Origin of the sequence: Ilumatobacter sp., assembly GCF_046290335.1 — a bacterium.
Classification (GTDB): domain Bacteria; phylum Actinomycetota; class Acidimicrobiia; order Acidimicrobiales; family Ilumatobacteraceae; genus Ilumatobacter_A.
In genome coordinates this window covers 1,441,559-1,463,959 of sequence record NZ_JBKAGH010000001.1, presented here as the reverse complement: position 1 = coordinate 1,463,959, position 22,401 = coordinate 1,441,559, and the positions used below count along the sequence as shown (strand labels likewise).

General features: G+C 66.5%; 18 protein-coding genes. 8 read left to right on the top strand and 10 right to left on the bottom strand.

Annotated elements, in window-relative coordinates; translation table 11 throughout:
• Positions 1-622: 622 nt before the first annotated feature.
• On the bottom strand, positions 623-2,455 hold the full coding sequence (locus tag ACE37B_RS06545) for a peptidoglycan-binding protein (RefSeq protein ID WP_409922473.1): 1,833 nt from the start codon (positions 2,453-2,455) through the stop codon (positions 623-625).
• Between the two features lie 1,055 nt (positions 2,456-3,510).
• Between ACE37B_RS06545 and ACE37B_RS06540 the strand changes: the two genes are divergently transcribed.
• Both ACE37B_RS06540 and ACE37B_RS06535 read left to right on the top strand, forming a co-directional pair.
• Positions 3,511-4,647, top strand: coding sequence for a tyrosine-type recombinase/integrase (locus tag ACE37B_RS06540; protein WP_409922472.1), 1,137 nt, complete (start codon positions 3,511-3,513; stop codon positions 4,645-4,647).
• Between the two features lie 126 nt (positions 4,648-4,773).
• A complete protein-coding gene (locus ACE37B_RS06535; protein ID WP_409922471.1) occupies positions 4,774-5,097 on the top strand; it encodes a hypothetical protein in 324 nt (107 codons plus the stop codon).
• A 4-nt stretch (positions 5,098-5,101) separates the two neighbouring features.
• On the opposite strand, the gene ACE37B_RS06530 is transcribed toward ACE37B_RS06535, so the two are convergent.
• The 3 genes from ACE37B_RS06530 to ACE37B_RS06520 all read right to left on the bottom strand — a co-directional run bounded on the left by ACE37B_RS06530 (position 5,102) and on the right by ACE37B_RS06520 (position 6,486).
• Positions 5,102-5,401: a helix-turn-helix domain-containing protein gene (locus ACE37B_RS06530; RefSeq protein ID WP_409922470.1), complete on the bottom strand. Its 300-nt coding sequence runs from the start codon at positions 5,399-5,401 to the stop codon at positions 5,102-5,104.
• 38 nt (positions 5,402-5,439) lie between these two features.
• Positions 5,440-6,021 (bottom strand): helix-turn-helix domain-containing protein, encoded by a 582-nt coding sequence (locus tag ACE37B_RS06525; protein WP_409922469.1) that lies wholly within the window; start codon positions 6,019-6,021, stop codon positions 5,440-5,442.
• An 84-nt stretch (positions 6,022-6,105) separates the two neighbouring features.
• Positions 6,106-6,486, bottom strand: a complete 381-nt coding sequence (locus ACE37B_RS06520) for a pyridoxamine 5'-phosphate oxidase family protein (protein WP_409922468.1) — start codon at positions 6,484-6,486, stop codon at positions 6,106-6,108.
• Here ACE37B_RS06520 and ACE37B_RS06515 point away from each other — a divergent pair.
• Positions 6,458-6,721 carry an SDR family NAD(P)-dependent oxidoreductase gene (locus ACE37B_RS06515; protein ID WP_409922467.1) on the top strand — a complete coding sequence of 88 codons (264 nt, stop codon included), beginning with the start codon at positions 6,458-6,460 and terminating at the stop codon, positions 6,719-6,721. The two genes, ACE37B_RS06520 and ACE37B_RS06515, sit on opposite strands and share 29 nt — an antisense overlap.
• A 131-nt stretch (positions 6,722-6,852) precedes the next feature.
• Here ACE37B_RS06515 and ACE37B_RS06510 read toward each other — a convergent pair whose 3' ends face one another.
• Both ACE37B_RS06510 and otsB read right to left on the bottom strand, forming a co-directional pair.
• Entirely contained in the window at positions 6,853-9,279 is a 2,427-nt protein-coding gene (locus ACE37B_RS06510; protein ID WP_409922466.1) for a glycoside hydrolase family 65 protein, read from the bottom strand.
• A complete protein-coding gene (gene otsB / locus ACE37B_RS06505) occupies positions 9,276-11,015 on the bottom strand; it encodes a trehalose-phosphatase (protein WP_409922465.1) in 1,740 nt (579 codons plus the stop codon). The genes ACE37B_RS06510 and otsB overlap by 4 nt, the downstream gene beginning before the upstream one ends.
• Before the next feature lie 320 nt (positions 11,016-11,335).
• On the opposite strand from otsB, the gene ACE37B_RS06500 reads away from it, so the two are divergent.
• Complete coding sequence (locus ACE37B_RS06500) at positions 11,336-14,179, top strand: cation-translocating P-type ATPase (RefSeq protein ID WP_409922464.1); 2,844 nt, start codon at positions 11,336-11,338, stop codon at positions 14,177-14,179.
• 55 nt (positions 14,180-14,234) lie between these two features.
• Here ACE37B_RS06500 and ACE37B_RS06495 read toward each other — a convergent pair whose 3' ends face one another.
• On the bottom strand, positions 14,235-14,654 hold the full coding sequence (locus ACE37B_RS06495; protein ID WP_409922463.1) for a hypothetical protein: 420 nt from the start codon (positions 14,652-14,654) through the stop codon (positions 14,235-14,237).
• A gap of 521 nt (positions 14,655-15,175) precedes the next feature.
• Between ACE37B_RS06495 and ligD the strand changes: the two genes are divergently transcribed.
• Complete coding sequence (ligD, locus tag ACE37B_RS06490; RefSeq protein WP_409922462.1) at positions 15,176-16,093, top strand: non-homologous end-joining DNA ligase; 918 nt, start codon at positions 15,176-15,178, stop codon at positions 16,091-16,093.
• A 61-nt stretch (positions 16,094-16,154) separates the two neighbouring features.
• Here the strand turns inward: ligD and ACE37B_RS06485 are convergent, their stop codons facing one another.
• Together ACE37B_RS06485 and ACE37B_RS06480 are read right to left on the bottom strand one after the other, a co-directional pair.
• Entirely contained in the window at positions 16,155-17,636 is a 1,482-nt protein-coding gene (locus tag ACE37B_RS06485; protein ID WP_409922461.1) for a lyase family protein, read from the bottom strand.
• Between the two features lie 72 nt (positions 17,637-17,708).
• Positions 17,709-18,197 (bottom strand): hypothetical protein, encoded by a 489-nt coding sequence (locus ACE37B_RS06480; RefSeq protein ID WP_409922460.1) that lies wholly within the window; start codon positions 18,195-18,197, stop codon positions 17,709-17,711.
• A 159-nt stretch (positions 18,198-18,356) separates the two neighbouring features.
• On the opposite strand from ACE37B_RS06480, the gene ACE37B_RS06475 reads away from it, so the two are divergent.
• Both ACE37B_RS06475 and ACE37B_RS06470 read left to right on the top strand, forming a co-directional pair.
• Positions 18,357-19,346, top strand: coding sequence for a Ku protein (locus tag ACE37B_RS06475; RefSeq protein WP_409922459.1), 990 nt, complete (start codon positions 18,357-18,359; stop codon positions 19,344-19,346).
• 174 nt (positions 19,347-19,520) lie between these two features.
• On the top strand, positions 19,521-21,146 hold the full coding sequence (locus ACE37B_RS06470; protein WP_409922458.1) for a PQQ-binding-like beta-propeller repeat protein: 1,626 nt from the start codon (positions 19,521-19,523) through the stop codon (positions 21,144-21,146).
• Positions 21,147-21,257: 111 nt separating this feature from the next.
• Here ACE37B_RS06470 and ACE37B_RS06465 read toward each other — a convergent pair whose 3' ends face one another.
• On the bottom strand, positions 21,258-21,485 hold the full coding sequence (locus tag ACE37B_RS06465; protein ID WP_409922457.1) for a hypothetical protein: 228 nt from the start codon (positions 21,483-21,485) through the stop codon (positions 21,258-21,260).
• Positions 21,486-21,936: 451 nt separating this feature from the next.
• Between ACE37B_RS06465 and ACE37B_RS06460 the strand changes: the two genes are divergently transcribed.
• Positions 21,937-22,242: a hypothetical protein gene (locus ACE37B_RS06460; RefSeq protein WP_409922456.1), complete on the top strand. Its 306-nt coding sequence runs from the start codon at positions 21,937-21,939 to the stop codon at positions 22,240-22,242.
• The last annotated feature ends 159 nt before the right edge of the window (positions 22,243-22,401 follow it).

The window sequence follows — 22,401 nt, the reverse complement described above, 5'->3', positions numbered from 1 at the left end:
GGCAGGGTGGATCTTTGTTCTCGCACTGATCGCCGGGTTTGTGGCACCGATCGCTGAGATCCTCGGTTTCGAACCGACGACTGCGAACTCGTGGCTCAACCGTGTCGGTCTCGCCGTGGCAGCAATTGGCATCGTCGCGGAATTCCTCGCCCACGGCCATGATCGTCGCGGCAATCGGCCTCGCGATGATGGTGCCGAATCTGGTGTCGTTTTCCTCGACCGCACCCCTCGTCGTCGCCGTCGAGTTGCAGGTCCGTTCCGTCGAGGAGCCGCACCTTCGGCGTCTTCACGGCGACGAGTATCGCTCGTATGCATCGCGCCGGGCGCCTCGTGCCCCGGCTTGGACGAATCAGGTTGGACGACACCGTGAGTTGGTTCAGCAACGCCGTTCGCTGGTCAGGCGCTGCCCGATCTTGAAGACGGCTCCGTCGGAAATCGGCGAGGCGCGCTGAGCTCGGCGATGGCTCGCCAACTGCGACCCTGGGGTTGCCGCCCGGAGACCTCGTCCTGATCCCAAGATTTTCACGAGCGGTGCATTCGCATTTACGTCGGAACCACCGTGATGTCCGAGGTTCTCTCACGCGACTCGCGTTCGCGGTCCTCGCCGACTTCTACGCCCGGCTCAGCTGAAGCTGGACTGGTACTGCGGCTTGGTGTTGCTGCACCCATCGATTGCCTTCACGAGCGGGTACGGGTTGACCGCAGCGCCACCGTTCGGGCGAGCCTCGAGGTGCACGTGTGCCGTTGAGCTCGAGCCGGTGTTGCCGACGAAGCCGATCACGTCGCCGGCCTTGACCTTCGTGCCGACCTCGATCCCTGGAGCGAATCCGAACATGTGGAGGTACGTGAAGTAGGTTCCGTTTGGTTGAGCGACGCGGAGACCGTTGCCGGGGAGCGAGCCGGGCTGATCCCAGTACATCTTGGAGATCTCACCGTCGGCCACTGCATACAGCAGTTTGCCTTCGGCGGCGATGATGTCGACGCCTTGGTGGCGACGGCCACCGCCGCGGGCGGCACCCCAGGTGTCGCCGTAGAAGCAGAGGCCCTGGACCGGGAAGCGTTCCATCTGAGCGGACCCGCCATTCGTGTTCGGGTTGACGATGCCGACGGTGCCTGATCCGAGTTGCAAGATGCTCGCTCCTCGCTCGCTCACGATGCCGGTTTGGGAGATGCCGTTCACCGATTGGAACGCAACGAGCGCCGACTTGGTCGCACTACCGAACGATCCGTCGGCGCCACCGCGCACGACGAGGCCGGTGTTCTGGAGCGCCTGTTGGAGTTCCCGCACGAGCGCACCGCTCGAGCCGACCCGTAGGCCGACATAGGGATTGTCCGAGGCGGTCGCCGGGGTCGAGGATCCGCTGCTGGGCATCGGCGTAGGTGCCTGGCTGTTGCCCAGAGCGAGCTTGTCGATCGTCGCCTGGCTCACCGTGCCGTCCGCAGCGATGCCCAGTGCCTTCTGATATGCGGTGAGCGCGGTCTTGGTCGCGTTGCCGAAGGCCCCGTCGGCGCCGCCACGAACGGTGACTCCGGCAGCGATGAGCGCCTGCTGCGTGTCCTTGACGAGATTGCCGGAGGCGCCGATCTTCAAGCCGAGGTACGGGCTCGTTGACGTTGCAGCGGTGGTCGACCCACCGCCGAGCCCGAGCACCTCGGCGTCGCGCTCGCTGACCACGCCGGTCTGAGAGAACGAGTTGACGCGCTGGAATGCCTTGAGCGCCGATTCGGTCGCTGTCCCAAACACGCCGTCGGCTCCGCCGCGTACGACCAGTCCAGTAGATTGCAGTGCCTGTTGGAGTTGCTTCACGAGCGCGCCCTTGGCGCCTCGTCCCAGCCCGACGTAGGTGCCATCGCTCGACGAGGACGTCGCCGTCGAGACTGCATCAGGTTTGGCAGCGGCCCCGCCGGCTGCGGCGTCGAGGCGCTTTGCCGTGGCGGTGTTCACGACGCCGGTGGCCTCCAGGCCGTTCCACCGCTGGAATTGCGTCACGGCACGCTCGGTGGCAGTGCCGAACACTCCGTCTGCGCCGCCGGCCAGGAAAATTCCGCTGGCGATTAGCTGCTCTTGCAACGCAGCGACGTCAGAGCCCTGCGATCCCATGGACAGCCCGGACGATCCTTGCGTGCCCGATGTACCGGCGGTCAACGCCGCCGAAGTTGCCTGGTCGACCTCACCTGTTGGGGCTAGACCGCGTGCGTTCTGGAAATCGACTACCGCCTGTCGGGTGGCCGGACCGTAGACGCCGTCGGCGCCACCGGGGACACGGATCCCAGCATCGAGCAAAGCTTGTTGGAGCGCCTTTACGTCGGTGCCTTGGCTCCCGGCCCGCAGCCCGATCAGAGAAGCGGCAACGAGCGGCGCCTCGACGGCCGGCACCGGCGCAGCTGACGCAGTGGTGCCGATGCCACTCCACGCAAGGGCGGCGATACTGCACGCCCCCGCAGAGCGACGCACGCGACGTCGTATTCCACGACGAGGATCGGAACTCGAAAAAGATGTCATGGACAACGTGCCTCCTGTATCACAGACCCATCGGTCGATCGGGTTTGCAACTTGAACTGTCTACCGCAGGTTGAGGCTTGAGCAAGATCGGCATCGACAACTTTCGACGGCGTCTAATCCGAATGCCTCAATGAGCACAGGCTGAAACGAGACGAGAATGAGAGCAGCGAGAGCGGAACAACATGTGCATCTTGTTGCGTCGAGTTGACATAACAAGGACGACATCGAGGTCAGATCAATGAGCGAGCGGGCATGGTCGAGAACAGAACTCGGCTAGCGTCGCCCGTCGACGACCGATCGCATCAGTGGGTTTGTCGACCGGCTTCGAGGTCTTCTCCCACCGGGCCCCGTGCGGCAGTGTCGTCACCGTCTTGGCTGAGCTGCCGTTGCGGACCTTGCCGCCTGAGCCTCTGCCTCGATGCTCATGACCGGGGTGACCGGCCCCGTCAGTTCACGCCGTTCGCTCTTGCTGGAGCAACGAGCTGACCGGCGACATCAGCCAGATCGGGTACCACCACGGGTCCCGTCGGCGGTGCCCGACTTGCGTCTACGTTGTCATCTGTGTTGTCCATGAAGGTGATCCCGCCTGCGCAGCAGTCCCGCTGCAGCCACCAGATCACGACTAACCCACAGAATGCCTGACAGGCCCCTGCCAGTCGGTCGGAGTTCAACGTCACTGTTCGGGACGCAGCACTGCATCGACCGAATTTCTGGTCCCGTCGGATGATCCCAAGATGTTCACAGGATTTCCCGGCACAGGCCGGATTCGCCGCAACTCGACGAACTGGCCGGACGCTCCCGCCGTACAGAACGTGAACATCCGGACGAAACCGCAGCATACGGACGCAAAACCGAGGGCTTAAACCCCCCTTCCACTCACGTGGAGTGCGGGTTCGAGTCCCGCCCCGGGCACTCAGAACCTGGTGTCTTATCGGTTCAGCTTGTGGCGGTACCAATGCCGAAACTCGATTCCTGCACGGATCCTGCACAAGGGGTAGCGGCGACTCATGGCCAGAGGGTCGGTTCGCAAACACGCTGGCGGCTGGGGATACCGGATCGATCTCGGCACCGACCCGGCCACCGGCAAGCGCCGCCAGGCGTCTCGCCAGGGCTTCGCAACGAAGCGCGCAGCGGAAACGGCACTGCGCGACGTGACCTCATCGATGCGCGACGGCGTTGTGCCGACTCGTTCCGTGCGCACGCTCGGTGACTTCCTCGACGAGTGGCTGGAGTTGCAGCGCGATCGGTTGCGGCCGACCACGTGGCACAGCTATGGCCACGCGGTGACGCGCACCAAGTCGGGCCTCGGTCGATCGAAGCTGCAAGCCCTCGCTCCGCTGCAGCTCGAACACTTCTACGCCGAACAGCTGGGGTCGGGTGGCCGCACCGGCAAGCCGCTGTCGCCGAAGACGGTGCGCAAGACGCACACGGTGCTGCGCAAAGCACTCGCCGATGCCGAACGCCTTGGCTTCGTCGGCAGCAACCCGGCCGCAGCGGCCGAGCCGCCATCAGATGTTTGCGTCGAGCAGTCGACATGGTCGTCCGACGCGCTGCGGAAGTTCCTCGATTCGATCCGCACCGATCGCCTGCACGCTGCCTTCGTGCTGCTGGCGACGACCGGCATGCGTCGAGGCGAATTGCTCGGGCTCCGCTGGGGCGATCTCGATTTCGATGGGGGAGACCTGGCGGTGTCGAACACGCTCACGACGGTCGGCACCGGACTGGTGACCGGCCCGCCGAAGACGTCGCGCAGTCGCCGCCAGATCTTCCTCGACGAAGGAACCCTTGCAGTGCTCCGAGAGCATCGTCGCCGGCAGAACGACGAGCGCCTGCCGGTCGGCCCGGCATGGAACGGCTCAGTCGACTACGTGGTCACTGACGAACTCGGCGAGCCTGTCCATCCGGATGCGTGCTCTCGTGCGTTCCGCCGTCATGTCGCCGAGGCCGACCTGCCGACGATCCGCCTGCACGACCTCCGCCACTCCTACGCCACGCTCGCGCTGAAAGCCGGCGTGCGTCCGAAGGTCGTGTCCGAGAGATTGGGGGCACGCCACGGTCGGCGTCACGCTCGATCTCTCCTCACACGTCACGCCCTCGATCGCACGAGACGCCGCCGAAGTCGTCGCGTCCCGCATCCTCAGTGATGGCGACGACTGGCACCACGGTCGGGCGGTGTAGGTGGGGCAACTCCGTGGCTGACCTACTTCTTCCAACGACACGCTGGCGACGATCCGGATAGGTCCGTCCCAGCGATCGACTTCTTCGACACGTTGTCGTCGAAGCTGGTCGCCGAGGTGCAGGCGGTGCTCGATGCCGTGGCCCACGCGCCGCCTCCGTCGTGCTCTGGTGGCGGCAAGTGGGAGGCGATGCACGGCGACATGTCCGGGTTCTTCGAGGTGCGGGTTCGGGGCGACGGCAAGAATCATCGAGTGTTCTGTGTGCTCGAGCGGGACGCCGCCGATCTCGGCGGCCCGTCGATCGTGGTGATCGACGGCTTGTTCACGCCGAAGCGATCAGCGGCGAAGCCGAAGGACTACCGAGGTGCTCTTACGATGCGTGCGGAGTGGGAATGCCGCCGAACGGTTCTCGAGTGAGCGGTCAGCCGGCGTGCTGTTCCTGCGGCACGAGTTCGAGGCCGAGTGAGTCGGCGAGCGCCGTGAGAGTTCCGATCGTCGGGTTCGGTGAGTCGGCGCTGAACAGCCGGCGAACCACTTCGGGCGTGAGATCGGCGCGACGAGCGAGTTCGGCCTTCGTCATGCCGAGCGTCTCGCGGCGTGAGTCGAGGGCGCGAACCAGCCGATCGATCTGGTCGATCTTGCGGCGGGCCGCGTCGTACGCCTCCGCATAGCCCGGCTCGGTCGATCGGCGTTCGAAGTACTTGTCGGCTCCGGTTGCCATGGAGATGAGCGCAACATGAAAGTTACGCTCATGCTCGACTATCTCGTCGGCGAAGCGAGGAGTCGTTCGAGTTCGTGGCGAAGCACGCCGACGCGTCGATCGAATCGACGCGCCGGGATCTCACCGCGTCGCACGGATTCGTACGCGGTGGTTCGCGAGATGCCGAGGATGGTGGCGGTCTCGACGACGGTGAGGGTGGCTCGGTGCTGTTCGTTCAGCTTGCTCATGTTCGTACCGTCCGCCTGGCCGCTCACTCGACCACACACCCGCACGGGTCCGCCACTCACACCGAAGACGTGTGCGTTTGTGTGTGCGTGTGGCAGCCTGAGGGTCGGCGTGCGGTGGCTGCCAATACGCTGCGGCTGTGGCGGTGCGGTGAAGTTCGTCGGGTCGTTCGCGGCGTCGCGGTCCCACACTCGGACTGGGGTGGTCGCCCCGCCGAGCGAGGTGAAGTGGTCGACGCCGCGTTGCATCCACGAGTCGATCAGTGCGTCACCTTCGGTCCCTGCCGCAGTCGGGAGGCAGACCACTGTGGGAGGCGTGTCGAACAGTTCGATCAGTTGGCGATCGACATCGCCCATTGCGGGGAGGTACTCGCCGCTGCCTACGACTGCGAGCATGAGGTGCTCTCCTTCGCCAGGGTCACGGGGCCACCCCGAGAATACGTTCGGGGGTGACGAGTACGACCACGCGCTCGTCGTCGGTCATGGCGCGGTCGTACTCGTCCCCGTCGTCGTGGGTGCCACCCGCGGCGCGTCGGGGTCGACGCCGTCGGCGGGATCGGAGGGTCCGATCAACTCGGCGGGACCGGTCACCGACACCCACTTCCAATCACGCCGGACGAGCACGGTGACGTGGGAGCCCTGGCGGATGTGGCCGATCCGTGCGGCCCGACCGGTCGACACCAGCGCGACCCGCGGCGCACCGCTGACCGGATGGTCGATGACGCCGCAGTTGACCACGCTCGACAGTACGCGTCCGTCGGACTGCGTCGTGCTCACGACGGCGAGGCCGTGTTCGCTGGCGGGAAACGATTTCGCGGTCACCAGGTCGGGCATGTTCTCGATTCCCTTCGTTGTCGTCACGGACAGACACTTCGTCGCCACGATCAGCGTCGATCTGACGGCGGGAACCGGTGGGTCGTCGATCGCTTCCGTTCTGGACCGGCACGGTGCGATCGACATTTGTGTGAGCAACTCCGGGTACGGGCAACTCGGGGCCTTCGTCGACCTGGACCCGAAGGTCTGGCAGCGTCACCTGTGTGTGGACCTCACTGGAGCATTCAATGTCACCCGGATGGTGGCGCGGGAGATGATCTGATCGGGTCGCTGCGATCGTGCTCACCGGATCCACTGCGTCGACGTTCCCGTGCGACCAACTGAGTGCCGACGCGATGTCGAAGGCCGGCGTGACGGCGTCGGTGTCGGGCGCGGTCGCGGCAACGTGGTCGGTCAGGGTCGATTCGCCTCGGTGGGGTGGTCGCGATCCGAGAGAGGGAACGTCACCGAGTTCCCCGACTCGAGCGTGGTGTCGTCGCCCCGACACGACACGGCGATGGGGGCGGGCGCACCGGAGGCGCTCGACAGGTGCACTTCGCCGTCGGTGATCTGCACGGTCAGCAGGTGTTCGCGATAGCGCAGGTTGAACTCGAGCATGCCCAACTCGTCGGGCCAATTGGGGTTCAGGATCAGCCGCTCGTCTCTGGTCTCGACACCGGCGAAGCACCGCTGCAACAGGTCGACGCTGCCAGCCATCGCGGCGAGATGGATGCCCTCGTGGGTGGTGCCGCCCTGGATGTCGACGACGTCGGAGCGAAGCGCCCGGAAGAACAACTCCATACCGCGCTCGCGTCGAGCGCGGGTGAGCACCCACGAGTGCACGACGGCGCTGAGCGTCGAACCATGCGAGGTGCGAGCCAGGTAGTGGTCGATGACCCGCGGCATCGTGTCGGGGTCGAGCCGGTAGCCCAGCCGTTCGAACAGCCCACGAAGCTCGTCGACCGACAGCAGATAGAAGAGCATCAAGGCATCGGCCTGTTTGGACACCTGGTACCGGTTGACGTCGTCGTTCTCTGCTTCGAGGATGCGGTCGAGTCGGTGGATGTCGTCGTAGCGCCGCCGGTAGCCGTCCCAATCCAGCTCTTCCAGATCTTCGTAGCCCTCGAACTGGCTGATGATGCCGTCTCCGTGGAACGGCACGAACATCTTCTCGGTGATGTCCCGCCACCGGTCGAGTTCGCTCGGCTCGATGCTGAGCGTCTCGAGGAGTTCGTCGTGGTCGTGCGGTGTCAGTCGGTCGAGCGCGTCCATGGCCCGTGCGAGCACCCACACCGTCATCACGTTGGTGTAGGCGTTGTTGTCGACGCCGTGCTCCTCGTCGTCACCCGGGTAGCTGGTGTGGAACTCGTCGGGTCCCACCACGTTGCAGATGACGTAGCGGTCGCGTGACGGCTCGTACTCGGCGATGCTCGAGAAGAAGCGGGCGATGTCGACCAGCATCTCCGCGCCGTGGTGGTCGAGGAACTCGCGGTCGTCGGTGGCCTGGATGTACTGCCACACGTTGTAGGCGATGGCGATGCCGATGTGGCGTTGGCGGTGTGTCGCGTCGGGGTTCCAACGTCCGGATTCCGGGTTGAGGTGAAGCTGTTGGCTTTCTTCGCGTCCGTCGCTGCCGGACTGCCAGGGGAACATCGCTCCGGCGAAACCGGCGGCGCGGGCAGCCTCGCGAGCTTCGGGGAGGCGGCGGTAGCGGTACATGAGCAGTGAGCGGGTGAGCGCCGGGATGCGCAGGTTGAGGATCGGCAGCACGAAGATCTCGTCCCAGAAGACGTGGCCGCGGTAGGCCTCGCCGTACAGACCCCGTGCGGGCACCCCGGCGTCGATCTCGGCCGTGTTCGGCGACAGCGTTTGCAACACGTGGAACAGGTGGAGCCGGACGATGGTCGTCGTTCGCTCGTCGTCGACGACGACGTGGAACCGGTTCCAGAGGTGTCGCCATGCCGTGACGTGGCTGTCGAGGAGTTCGTCGAAGGTTCCGAGTCGTCCCAGCCAGCGCGTCGCCTCTTCGGCCGGTTGCGTGACGGCGTCGTCGCGGCTCGTGAAGATCGTGACGACCTTGTCGATGGTCACCACTTCGTCTCGGCGGATCTCGGTGCGCAGATCGTGGCCGATCCAACGGTCTGATTCGACGAGTTCGCGATCGACCCGGCGGTTGTCGTCGGTTCGACGAATGGTGCTTCGCGCGCCGACCGCCAGATGGACGTGCGACTGGTTGGTCATCGTCTCGACCACGACGGAGTCATCGTCGGTCTCCATCATCTGCAACAGCTCGAGGTGATCGCTGGCGAGGTCGCGGTAACGCGCGACCAGGGTGTTCTTCACATTGGCGTCGATCCCGGTGCGGACCTCGAGCGTCCCGTCCCAGTCGTCGGCTTGGATCGTGGTCTCGAGTGCACATACGTGATGGTGCCTCATGTGAACCAACCGTCGCTGCGTGACCGTGGTGGTGCGTCCCTGGTCGTCGCGGCAGCGGAATCGGCGCGTCAACACGGCGCGGCGCAGATCGACCGATTGATAGAACTCGACGAGTTCGGTGTCGTCGATGTCGAACCAGTCGCCGCCGTCGATGCGGAACGTCAACGACAGCCAGTTCGCGACGTTCACCATGCTCTCGTTCTCCACGTTTCGCCCGGCGACCTCGCTGGTGCGCCGGTTGAACAGCCCGGCCACGTAGGTGCCGGGATAGTGCACCTCGCCGGCGGTGGATTCGGGAGCTGCTGCCCTGCTTCCGAGGTAGCCGTTGCCGAGCCCGCACAGCGCTTCGCGGAGCTTCTCCTCGCCGGGCTCGTAGCCCTCGTACACCCAGTTCCATCCCGTCATGCCAAATCCCCGCCGTTCGCCGGCGCACCTGTCGTGGAGGCCAGCAGCTCGGCGAAACGATCGAGCAGTGCCGGCACACTGCCCGGGCCGTCGACGGCGAAGGTTGCTGCCGTCGACGGCAGCGAGCGTTCGTCGTGACGCACCACGATGCCGATGCCGCTCCCGGCGATGCTCTCGAATGCGTCTTCGTCGGTGGTGCCATCGCCGATGAAGACGGGAACGACTGGCTGTGCGTCGAGGTCGAGCTCGTTCATCGACCCGTTCATCGACCCGTTCATCGACCCGTTCATCGACCCGTTCATCAAATAGTCCACCGCTCGTCCTTTGTGCCAGTCGACGTCGGGTTGCACCTCGACGACCTTGCGGCCCCGCGACGATCGAAGGCCGGAGCGCTCGGCTGCCTCCTCGGCCGCTGCGACGACCTCGTCGATGCGGTCGTTCGCGACGTTGCGGTAGTGGGTGGCGATCGAGAAGCGCTTGCGGTCGACCTCCGCGCCGGGGATGTCACCGATCGACGACTCGATGTCGCGCTGGGCCTGGTCGAGATCCGGCAGTGCGTCGACGGCGCCGTCGATCTCGTGGTGCTCGCCGTCGGGCCCACCGATCTCGAATCCATGACTCCCCGCGTACCAGATCGAGTCGAGGTGGATCTGCCGTCGGACGTCTCGGAGATCGCGGCCGCTGACCACTGCCACGAACGTCAACTCGGCCACCCGCCGGATCGCCGTCGCGGCATCGTCAGGCAGGCGTACGTCGCCGGGGTGCTCGACGATCGGCGACAGCGTGCCGTCGAAGTCGAGGAAGAGCACCGGACGCCTGGCTCCCATCCGCTCCATCAGGGCGGGCCAGTGCTCGACGGCGTCGGGCACCTCGTCGATGTCAGACACCTCGACGCTTGCCTCGACGCTTGCCTCCAGGCGCACCTCGACGGGCATGGCACCGACCTCACCGGTCGTACCGGCGTCGGCAGGCTGGCAAGCCCCGTCACCGAAAGGCACGACCTCCACTGCCGACAGGTCGGTCACCGCGATGTCGGCGCCGGCTCCGGTGAGCCCGCCGTGCGCGTCGCGATCGACACCGATCACGAGCCCGAAGCCGCCGCGGTGACCTGCCTCGACGCCGGCGAGCGCGTCCTCGATGATCACGGCGTCATCGGCGGGGACATCGAGGCGTGATGCTGCCTCGAGCAGGATGGCCGGATCGGGCTTGCCGGGCAAGCCGAGCTCGTCGGCGACCACGCCGTCGACGCGGACGTCGAAGAGGTGGTCGATGTCGGCGGTACGCAAGACGAGCTCGCAGTTGCGGCTCGCCGAGATGATCGCCGTCGGCACGTGGAGATCGTGGAGCTGTTCGACCAACGCGAGCGCGTCGCCGAACACGCGCGCGCCATCGAGTTCCAAGCGTTCTCGGAAGTACCCATTCTTGCGGTTGCCGAGGCCGCAGATCGTTTCACGGCCGGGTGGATCCGAGGCCTCACCATCGGGCAGATCGATGCCGCGCGACGACAGGAACGACGCCACGCCGTCGTTGCGCGCCTTGCCGTCGACGTCGCGCCGATAGTCCTCCATCGTGAAAGGTCGATGGTCTTCGTCGCCCCGCTCCGATCGCTGTGACAGGTACTCGTCGAAGAGTTGCTTCCAGGCGTCAGCGTGGAGTCCAGCGGTATCGGTCACCACACCATCGAGGTCGAAGATGACCCCGCGAGTCTCCTGCAGGCGCAATCGCTTCGTGGTCATGAGGATCCCGCCGCGAGAAATCGGCCGACGGCAACGAGGACGCCCGTCGCCAGGGGCTCCGCTTCCACACGCTCCTCGGCGTTCGTGTGCCCGTGACAGGGGGACCCAACTCGCTGCTGCTGTCTCATCCGTTCCGTCATCCCTTCCCTCAACGTGCAGGTATGCCCTCACCAACGTGCAGGTAACCAATGTGCAGGTACCCCCTGCCCGGACCGACGAAACGGAGCCGCCGTCGGAGCCGGGACATGACGCCCGAGCACAGAGATGTTTCACCGTCACCACGACGAGGAACTCCGTGTCGGTACCCGACCCGACATCTCATGAGCACGAGCGATTCCGACACCCGAACCATCGATGGCCAGGAGACCGCGGACGCCCGGTCCGCGGCGTGGTATCGACGATCCGTCGGCGAGGTGTTCGAGACACTCGATGTCGACGACTCGGGCCTCTCCGACGACGAAGTCAGCCGGCGTCTGCGAGAGCACGGACCGAACCGGCTGCGTGAGCAGACGACCGTCAGCGCGTGGCGCATCCTGTTCGATCAGTTCACCAGCCCGCTGGTGTACGTCCTCGTCGGTGCGCTGGTCGTCACGATCGCCATCCGGAGCTACAGCGACGCGATCGTCGTCGCGGTCGTGCTCGTTCTGAACAGCACCATCGGATTCTTCCAGGAGTACCGGGCGGAGACCGCTGTGCAGTCGCTGATGGAGATGGTGTCGCCGCACGCGGTCGTTCGGCGCGGTGGCGACGAGCGGCAGATCGACGCCGAAGACATCGTGCCGGGCGACGTCGTCGTGCTCCGACAAGGCGCGATCGTTCCCGCAGATGCCCGCCTCGTCGAGACGCGTGGCCTCCGGATCGACGAGTCGACGCTCACCGGAGAATCGGTGCCCGCCGACAAGGACACCGAGCTCCTCGATGAGCGGCATCTGGCTCCCGCCGACCAGCGCAACATCGCGTTCATGGGAACCGGTGTCACCTCCGGCGAGGCCGTCGGCGTCGTCGTGACGACCGGCACCGACACCGAGATGGGCCAGATCTCCGAGCAGATCGAAGAGGGCGGTGGCACCGACACGCCGCTGGAGATGCGCATCGAGCGACTGGCGAAGTGGATCACGGTCGGAATCTTCGCAGTGGCAGCGGTGGCGTTCGGGATGGGCTTGTTGATCGGTCGCAGCGTCGACGAGATGCTGCTGTTGGCGGTGGCGTTGGCGGTGTCGGCGATCCCTGCCGGTCTGCCGGTCGTGGTCACGGTCGCGTTGGCCATCGGTGTGAAGCGGATGGCCGATCGCAATGCGCTGATCCGCCAGCTGGACGCGGTCGACACGCTCGGCAGCTGCACGACGATGCTGTCCGACAAGACCGGGACGCTCACTCAGAACCGGATGACGGTCCGAGCGGTGACGGCGGGCGGGAAACGCTTCGAGTTCGGCGAGGGCGACGACGCCGATCGACTCCGGCTGGTCGGCGACGATGGCCACACGGCCGGGCGCGACGTGGAGCTGGACGAGCATCCGGCGTTGCGCGAGGCCCTCCTCGTCGGTGTGCTCTGCAGCGATGCCACGCTCCACAACGAGGCCACGCTCAGCAGCGAGCAGCGCGGGCGGGATGACGAAACCGACGGCGACTCGGGCGATCCGATGGAGATTGCTCTGCTCCGAGCTGGGCGTCAGGTCGGTCTGGAGCGACGCGATCTCGACGAGCGCCATCGTCAACGGGACAAGGTGCCGTTCCGGACCGAACAGCGGTTCATGGCCACGATCAACGATCCCGACGACGAAGGTGATGGTCCGCTGGTACTCGTGAAGGGTGCCCCCGAGCGGATCGTCGAGATGTGCGAGCGACAGCGAACCGGCGACGGTGGCGAGGAACCACTCGACGGAGACGCCGTGCTCGAGCTCAGTGAATCGCTCGCGGCAGCAGGGTTGCGAGTGCTTGCCATGGCCGTCGGCTGCGGCGACGAGGCCGCCGACTCGGTGCACACCGAGGAGCCCTCCGGTCTGGTGTTCGTCGGCATGCACGGGTTGCTCGATCCGCCCCGTGACAGCGCCATCGAGGCGGTTCGCAACTGCCACGAGGCCGGAATCCGAGTGTTGATGGTCACCGGTGACCACGCCGCGACCGCAGCAGCCATCGGTACACAGGTCCACATCGGTGCCGGTGCCGGTGATGGTGCCGGTGATGATGATGGTGCCGGTGAGCAACCGTCGGTGCGTACGGGGCAGGACATTGCGGTGCTGTCCGACGAAGAACTCGACGATGTCTTGGCATCGACGAGCATCTACAGCCGAGTGGCACCAACGCAGAAGAAGCGGCTCGTCGATCGTCTGAAAGAACGCGACGAGGTGGTGGCCGTGACCGGCGACGGCGTGAACGACGCGCCGGCACTCCAGTCAGCGCACATCGGAGCGGCCATGGGCAGCGGCACCGATGTGGCCAAGGAGGTCAGCGAACTCGTCATCACCGACGACGACTTCGCGAGCGTGTACGCCGCAGTCGAGGAAGGGCGCACGGCGTTCCGCAACATCCGGATGGCCACGTTCTTCCTGCTCTCCACCGGTGCGGCCGAGGTGGTGCTGATCCTCGTGGCACTCGGCCTCGATTGGCCGTTGCCGCTGCTGCCCGCGCAGATCCTGTGGCTGAACGTCGTCACCAACGGGATCGCCGACATCGCATTGGCGTTCGAGCCCGGAGAGAAATCGTTGTTCACACGCCGGCCCCGGCCGATCGACGAAGGCGTACTCGACCGGCGCCTGCTCGAACGGCTCGTGATCGTCGCGATCTGGCTGGCAGCCGGGACGCTCGGTCTCTTCTATTGGCTGTGGAGCGTCAACGGCGAAGAGCTCGCCGTCGCTCGAACGGCAGCACTGACCACGCTGGTGCTGTTCCAAACGGTGCACGTCTTCAACTGCCGAAGCGAGGACGTGTCGGTGTTCCGAAAGCACCTGCTGACGAACAAGGTTCTGCTCTTCAGCCTGGTCTCCTCAGCGGTGCACATCGCTGCGATGTACGTTCCGTGGACCCAGGAGTTGCTCAGTCTCGAGCCGCTGTCAGCGGTCACGTGGCTCGTCGCGATCGGCGTTGCCGCGTCGGTCATCATCGTCAACGAAGGCCACAAGCGACGCCGCCCGAGACCGATCACGACGGCGTCGGCCAGCCGGTGATCATCGAGACCGTTCCCACCGGGTTCGACACCCCGATGGCGCAGGCACGCGCTCGTCAGGGTTCGGCGACGATCCAGCCGCGTCGTTGGAGCTCCGCGGCGAGGGCCGCCGACGAGACCCCGTCCAGTGAGACCCCGTCCCGTGAGACCCCGTCCCGTGAGGCCCCCGGCAGTGAGGCCCCGCCTGTGGTGGGTCGGGGCGAACGAGCGATGGGTGCGGACGCACGGGGCGGCGGCTCGTCGGCAACGTCGTCGCCGGATCCGTCGACTTCGGCTTCGAGTCGTTCGATGAATGCGTCGACCTCGTCGCGGGTGAACTTCCCGCCGGCCTGACGCTGTGTGAACCCCATCGGGCCCCGAGCATCTCGGAAGTCGGTGTGGCCGGCCTCCTGCAGCAGCGCCAACAGTTCTCGCACCTTGTTGGCGGGTGCGGGCGGACCGGATGCTTGACCGAAGCTCATGGGTGAGTCTCGCATCCCGGCCGCGGTGACCCGCTGGTCGTGTTCGACTCGGCGGGTGTGGCCAAGCTTGCCGGAGTCGTGAGTTGGGGCACCGAGTGCGGCACCTCGGTGCGGGGCGCCCCTGCCGAGGCGCCAGCATGCGCGGGCTGGATCGACCCCGTGCTGTCAGGCGAACAGACCCCTGATCCGGAGCCAACGGCGGGAACCTGGCACAGCGAGTGGGATGGCGGCGAGTGGCACGGTGATGAATGGGCTGGTGGGGTCAGTGGCTGGTGGGATAGCTGGGATGGTGGCCGGGTCGGGAACCGGCTGCACCCGCTCCCGCACACGCATGACCAGGTCGGTGCGCGGCGGATTTCGCCTGGTCGACGTCGTATCTCCAGTGGCGTGCATGCGCTGATCGGACGGGGGTATGCCACCCACGACACGAACCCAGCGCGCGCAGCCGGACACTTGGAGGAACAGCACGATGACGAATGCGTCGACTCGTTGCCTCGCTCGCGTGACGCCGTGAGCAAGCGACTGGAGATGACGTCGTGAGCTCGAAATCGGTCGAGCGGCACGTGGGGGAGCGAACCATCTCGCTCAGCCATCTCGACAAGCCGTACTTCGCCGAGGCCGGGGTGACGAAAGGCGACGTCGTCGACTACTACGAGCGCATCGCCGAGCTGATGCTGCCGCACGTCGCGCGTCGCCCGCTGGTGATGCAACGGTTTCCCGAGGGCATCGACGCGGCCGGTTTCTATCAGAAGAACACGCCGGCTCACGTCCCCGATTGGATCCGTCGGGTCGCGATCGACACCTCGGACGGGGGAACCACCACCTACAGCGTCGTCGACGACGCAGCGGGTCTCGTCTACCTCGCCAACCAGGGCGCGCTCGTGTTCCACACCCTGCTGTGCGACGCGGATCAACCGGCGCGGCCGGTCGAGGTGATCTTCGATCTCGATCCGTCGAGTGACGACCTCGACCCGGTCCGGTCGGCGGCACGAGAACTGCGTGACGTGCTGAATGCGCTCGACCTCGCCCCTCGGGTGAAGACCTCGGGGTCGCGTGGCCTGCACGTGATCGTCGACGTGCTCGATGACGACGCCGATTTCGAACTGACCCGCACCTTCGCTCGTCGTGTCGCCGAGTCGATCGAGCGTCGCGGCCCGTACACCCTCGAGCACCGCAAGGCCCGGCGCAGAGGCCGACTCTTCCTCGATGTGCTCCGCAACACGTCATCGAGTCATGCGGTCGCGCCGTACTCGTTGCGTCCGTTGCCGGCGGCGCCGATCGCGATCCCACTCGATTGGAACGAGGCGCTCGATGCGTCGTTTCACCCGCAGCGGATCACCATCGACAACGTGTTTCGCCGACTCGCCCAGAAGGCTGATCCGTGGGCCGATCGGCCGGCGCCGACGCACACGATCACCGAGGCGCTCGCCGCGCTCGACGACGCCGCACCCTGACGTCGCGACCTGCGGCCTGGCGCCGATCGTCCGAAGTGGGGCCGCAGCCTCGGCGCCGCGGTCAGGCTCGATCGTCGAATCGATTGCCGGCAGCGATCCGACGCAGGTCGAGCGCCGAGTCGAGTAGTTCGTTGCTGACCCCGTGCTCCGCGGCGACGTCGCGCAGCGAACGCCCCGAGCGGTGCGCCTCTCGAACGATCTCGCCCGCGGCGTCGTAGCCGATCACCGGGTTCAGCGCGGTCGCTGACGCCAGCGTCATCGCAGCCGATTCAGCGCAGCGTTCGACGTTCGCCTCGATCCCGTCGACGCATTTCGATGCCAGTACGTCAGCGCCCGAGGCGAGCAGTTCGATCGACTGGATCACGTTGCGAGCGAGGACAGGGACCATCACGTTCAGCTCGAAGTTCCCCTGCATCGCTGCAACGGTGACGGCGGCGTCGTTGCCGATCGCCTGCGCGCAGACCTGCAGGACGGCCTCGGGAATGACCGGATTCACCTTGCCCGGCATGATCGACGAGCCCTTCTGGAGTGCTGGCAGCGTGATCTCGCCGAGCCCGGCGCGAGGCCCGCTCGCCATCCAGCGCAGGTCGTTGCAGATCTTCGTGAGCGCGACAGCGGCGACCTGCAGCGCGCCCGACAGGGCGACGAGCCCGTCTCGCGCCCCCTGCGCTGCGAAGCGGTCTCGCGGCAGCGAGAGGTGTTCGGCGACGCCGCTGCTCGTCGACTTCCGCAGACGGTCGACCACTCGTTGCGCGAAGTCGGGATGTGTGTTCAGTCCGGATCCGACGGCGGTTCCGCCGAGTGGAATCTCACCGACGAACGGCAGCGTCGCGCCGACGTGGTCTCGGGCGCTGCGGACCTGCTCGGCGTATCCCGAGAATTCCTGGCCGAGCGTGACGGGGACGGCGTCCATCAGGTGGGTGCGCCCCGCTTTCACGACATCGGCGAAGGCTGCGGCGCGCCGATCGAGCGCGGCGGCGAGTCCGTCGAGCGCGGGCAGGAGCGAATCAGCCGTCGCCTCCAGCGCGGCCAGGTGAACGGCTGACGGAAACACGTCGTTCGAACTCTGCCCGAGGTTGACGTGATCGTTCGGGTGAGCGTCGCCAGCACACAGCGAGCTGATCACCTCGTTGGCGTTCATGTTCGTCGAGGTTCCGGAACCGGTCTGGAACACGTCGACCGGGAACTGGTCGTCGTGCTCGCCGGCGGCGATCGCGTTCGCGGCGTCAGCGATCCGGGCCGCGAGGTCGGAGTCGAGGAGTGCGAGGTCGGCGTTTGCGGTGGCGGCGGCGCTCTTGATCCGTCCCAACCAGTGGATCACCCGGGCCGGAACTGGCTCGCCGGACATCGGGAAGTTGTCGATCGCCTTGTCGGTCTCCGGACCCCACAGGTGCCCGTCCGGCGGTGAGCGCGGAGGAGCGATCAGGGTCGTCTCGGCGCCAGCGGCTTCGAGGGCTGATCGGGGTGAGGTCAGCTCGACCTGTTCGACTCCTTCGTTGGCGGTGAGGAAGGCGATGTGTTTTCCGTTCAGTTCGTTCGGCATCTGTACTCCGGTCGGGCCTGGGAGGTCGGCCGTTCCGACCCTCGCCGGATGCGTACCCCCGTTGCCGATCGTTCAATCCGATCGGCGATCGGGCGGTCGTGACTCGTGGTGGCGGAGCCCGTGGGAGCGGCGACGTTCTTTCATCTCCGACTCGTAGACGTGGTTCGCCCCGTCGAGCAGCGTGTGACGAGCCTGTTCGGCGAAGTCGCGAACCACGCTCCAATACGTCGCGTCATACTCCTCGACGATCTGGAAGCTCCAGCGTCCGTCGAGCACGTTTCGGCCGACGATGTGCCGTTCCAGCGCATCGGCGTGATCGAGATGTCCGGCCGTTCGGAGCAGGTCGGCGGCGTCGCCGAACATCAGGTCGACGGTGCCGCACATCTGATGAAATGTGTAGAGGTGACCGCGGGCGCGTTCCAGACGTTCCACGGCCTCGCCGAGCTTGCCCAACGCCTCGACGGTGGCGTCGTCGACCCCCTCGGGCCGCCGGTTTTCTTCGAGCCAGTCGGGGGCGGGTTCGCTCGGCTTCCACGTGGTCTCGGCACCTCGATCGCTCATGCTCCGAGCGTTTCCCACCGTTGGCGTCGCAAACCTCGCAGCGTCGACTGCGCTCGGCCGGTTTGCGGATGGGCGGGCGGGGAATTCCGTACGTGTGCGTTCGCCCGACCACATGACCCCTGGCCCTTCCGCCGACCGATCGACGACCGGAGTCGCGTGATGGCGCGGCCGATCTGGACCGGCTCGGTGGCGTTCGGGCTGGTCAACGTTCCGGTTCGGTTGTTCACGGCCACGCAGGACCGCTCGATCCAGTTCCATCAGTTCCAGCAGGGAACGTCATCGCGCATCCGTTATCGCCGGGTGAACGAGGACACCGACGAGGAAGTGCCGCTGCATGACATCGTGAAGGGCTACGGGCTCGACAGCGGTGACTACGTGATGGTGACGTCAGAGGAACTCGAAGCGGTCGAGCCGGGTCGATCCCGAACCATCGAGATCACCGATTTCGTCGACGCGGCGGAGATCGACCCCATCTACTACCGAAAGACCTACTACCTCGCTCCCCGTGATGAGACCGCTGCTCGGGCGTACCAATTGTTGGTGCGTGCGATGTCGCACACCGAGCGCACCGCCGTGGCGACGATGGTGATGCGTTCGAAGCAGTACCTGGCGGCGATCCGACCGGTCGGCGACGTGTTGGCGCTCGAGACGCTGTTCTTCGACGAGGAGGTCCGAGACCCGCAGCAGGAGATCGAGAGCCTGCCGACCGCGATCGAGCTGAGCCAACGAGACCTCAGCGCAGCGACGACGCTGATCGACGCGATGACCACGGAGTGGGAACCGTCCAACTATCGCGACACGTATCGCGAGCGGGTGCTGGAGCTGATCCACGCAAAGCAGGAAGGCGACGAGGTCGTCGCTGCACCCGAAGCCGAAGGCGCCGAGGTCATCGAGTTGATGTCCGCGTTGGAAAAGTCGGTCGAGGCGGCGAGGAATCGGCGACCGGGCAACGCCCACCAGGCGCAGCCGGTTCGGCCAGCCGGCGACGTCTCCGACGACGCTCCCGTCGTTGCGGATCTCCGGGGATTGTCGAAATCGGAGCTGTACGACCTGGCGCAGGAACTCGACATCGCTGGCCGATCGTCGATGGACAAGCAAGAACTCGCCAACGCGATCTCCGTCGAACGTGCCACGCCGAGAGCGTCCTGACCCGTCACGGTTGGTGTCTGACACGAACCGTGACGGGTCGGACGATGCGACCCGGTTCACGCAACGCTGATGGGGGCCTGGTTGGATTGCGAGATGCCCCACGATCCTCTTGTGTCTCGGTTTGTGTCTCGGTCGCCAAACGAAGGCGCTCGCCGCCGCGGGGCGGTGACGCTGGTGGTGGCCGCTCTCGTCGCTGCTGGTTGCGGCGGTGACACGTCGAACGATGCCACCGACGATCCGGAGAATCCGCCCACGACCAACGTGTCGGTCGATCCGCCGGCAACGGATCCGCCGGCAACGGATCCGCCCGCGACGGATCCGCCGGCGACCGATCCGTCGGCGACCGATCCGGTGACGACGGAGGCACCGAGTCCGCCGGCCAGCGACGCTGCGACGCCCGATGTTCCCGTCGCTCCATCGACGGGCGTCGTCTCGGAGTTCGCCGGCGAACTGGTGTGGTCGATCGAGCGTCCCATTTCCTCGGGGTCACCCTTCGTGGTCGGCATCGGCGCGGAGACCGTGGCGTTGTCGACGTTCGCTGGCCCGCTCCAGCCCGTCACCGCCGTGGGAGTCGACCGGTCGACCGGCGAAGTGCGCTGGACCTACGACCGTGCGCCGGCGAGCTCGACGGTCGAGACGGTGCTGGACGACACGATCGTCGTCGTCGACGAGGCAGCCCTGCCCGATGCAGGACCCGGTGACCCAGTACAGCTGACCGCGCTCGACCTCGCGACGGGCGAGGAGGTCTGGTCGGCTGGGGGCATCGACGCGTTCGCACCCTGGCTGGTGGTCGATGGCACCATCCTCGCGTTCAGCGGGCGCCGCATCGTGGCGCTCGATCCCGCTACCGGTGACGAACGGTGGGCGTATCTACCGTCCGGAGCCGAACCCGGCGAGCCGAGGGTCGCGCTGCGCCTGGTGGTCGTGCGCAACAGCGGGTTGGTGCTGCTCGCACTGGTCGATGGCGACGCCTCCCTGGTCGGTCTCGGCCTCGACGGTGCCGAACGCTGGCAGCTCCCGATCTCCGAGCCGCCACGCGTCGACGTGACCGACGTGCTGCCCGACGCATCGAATGATGTCGTCGCGGTCCCCCGTGACGGTGTCCTCGCTGGCGTCGACCTGGCGACGGGCGAGATTCGCTGGACGTCCGACGAGCTCGGAGACGACTCGGTCGAGTTCACGTTGCGGTCCGACCCGTCGGGTGTGGCCATGGTCTGCGGCATCGTCGACGGCTCGATCGTCATCGGAGGCTTCGACCTCGCCGACGGAACGTTGCGCTGGAGCAAGCAGATCGAGCCGACCGGCCGGGGGTTCGAGGGCAGCGCGGTCGTCGGCTACGTCGACGGTGCCGTGCTCACGACTTCGAGCCAGGTGACACCTGCGTCGTGCGAGCCGTCAGGAGCGCCGTTCGGGGACGTCACGGTGTCGTCGATGCTCGACGGATCGACCATCTGGAGCGTGTCGGCTGGTGAGGCAGCGCTCTCGTCGACCGGTTTGGGATCGTCGGGTTCGGTCAGTGCCGACCCCGCCGTCGTCGGGACTCCGGGCATCGTCGAGCGCGGCGGGGACGTCTGGACCCGCTACGACGCCGCGTCCGGGAGCGTCATCGCTTCCGGGACGCTCGGGCCTGGCAGCCGTCCTGTCGCCCGCGGTCCGTTCGTGGCCGTGATCGCCGACACCGACACCGTGCTCGGCGTGTCCGGCGCGGCGCCGGTCGGCGAGATCGACGGCCTACCGGGATGGGACGACCAGCAGGTCTACTTCTGGAGCGTCGACGGGGTGCTCAGCGCGGTGCGCTGACACTCGGGCTGGCGCGCTGTCAGCGCCGCCATGCGACCGGGGCCGGTTCTGCGTGGTCGCGGTAGCTCTCACCGTTCGGCCGCGCCCGCGTTGCGGTGATCGCCCGCGTCGTCAGGGCTTGCCGTGGCGATTGCGGTCCGCTTCGGATCCGGGCACCGGAGACCCGTCGGGCCGCTGCGGACTGAGGTGCGAGCCGGGGTCGGGGAACTCGGCCGTGTCGGGATCGACCGTCGTCGGCTGCTCGTGAGGATCGTGCTCCGACGGGCGTGCGGCCACCAGGCGGATGCCGATGACGATGATCGCAGCGACGACGCTGATGATGGTGATGATCGTCCACATGCGCAACGAGTACCCAACGCGCCAGCGAATCAACCGGCCGTCGGGGCCGGGTCTCGCCAGCTCGCCAGTGTGGACGGACGTCGCGGAGCGGACTCGACCAGATCGGCGGCGCGAAGATCGAGACGCGACGTCGATCAGACCTGAACGACCGTGGAACTGTCGGTGGCGGCGATCGCGGCGAGTTCTCGCTCGCCGCAATGTTGTCGCAGGTGCAGGTCGTGGGCGCGTCGCGCGATCGTGGCGTCGCCCACGAACGTCCTGGGTCGGAAGGCTCGTGAGAAGCGGTCGACGATGCCGACGCCAGAACAGAACCCCTTGCGCCCCGTGATCGAGCCGGTCGTGTGGTCGCAGGTCGCGTACCACCTCGGCCGCGGCGACGCTGACGTCGCACTCGACGGCGCTCCCTCGAGCTCGTCGGTTTCACGAGCGTGACACCGGGTACCGCTCATCCATGCCCAACGACACGCTCCAGAGTGCTCGTCTCGACACCTTCCGACGCGCTCGGCCGGATGCGCTCACGCGCCGCCGCCGTCGGCTCGTTCCCGCCCTCATGGCGCTCACTCTGGCGGGCGCTGCGTGTGGATCAGACGACGGATCCGACCCCGAACCGACCGATCCCCCGGTGAACGAGGGCACGGTCATCCCGCCCGAGGACGTCGGTATCGGTGGCGGGGTACCGGTCGACAACCTCGACCCTGATGTCGCCGACCAGGAGTACCAAGAAGAGTTCGACATGGACGGAAGCGGCGGGCCGTGACGCCCGTGACGTACGTCGACACCACCACGTGCCCGGACGTGAGACCGATGCATTGCACACAGCGGACGAGCCATCAGAGAAAGAGCCAACAGAGAAAGAGCACACAGAGAAAGAGCAACCAGAGCAAAGGAAGTCAGATGGGATATTCACACATCATCG